Genomic DNA, 250 nt, shown 5'->3' with positions numbered 1-250 from the left:
CTCTTCATCAGCCATAATGAATGTTAAAAACTGTTTCACGCCCTTTTGCTGCTGCAGATTTAGCTCAGAAATCATAACGCCTCCAAAGCAGCTTGCGACTCAATACTTAACTCTTGGCTGCCCGGCTTTTTTAAACCTGAAAGCTTTATCAACCCACTTATATCAACTATCAATGAAACCCGTCCATCGCCCAAAATAGTCGCACCGGATATACCATCTACTTTTTGGTAATTTGCCTCTAAACTTTTAA

Annotated in this window: 1 protein-coding gene; it reads right to left on the bottom strand. The window is 40.4% G+C overall.

Features of this window, described 5'->3' with window-relative positions; translation table 11 throughout:
- Window positions 1-71: 71 nt before the first annotated feature.
- The gene (locus R2R70_RS22005) at window positions 72-212 is read right to left on the bottom strand and encodes a hypothetical protein (protein ID WP_410979196.1); all 141 of its coding nucleotides are present in this window, start codon (window positions 210-212) and stop codon (window positions 72-74) included.
- Window positions 213-250 lie beyond the last annotated feature (38 nt).

Origin of the sequence: Cobetia sp. SIMBA_158, assembly GCF_046566945.1 — a bacterium.
Classification (GTDB): domain Bacteria; phylum Pseudomonadota; class Gammaproteobacteria; order Pseudomonadales; family Halomonadaceae; genus Cobetia; species Cobetia amphilecti.
Note: the sequence above shows the minus strand (reverse complement) of the source record. Positions and strands in the feature narration are given on the sequence as shown.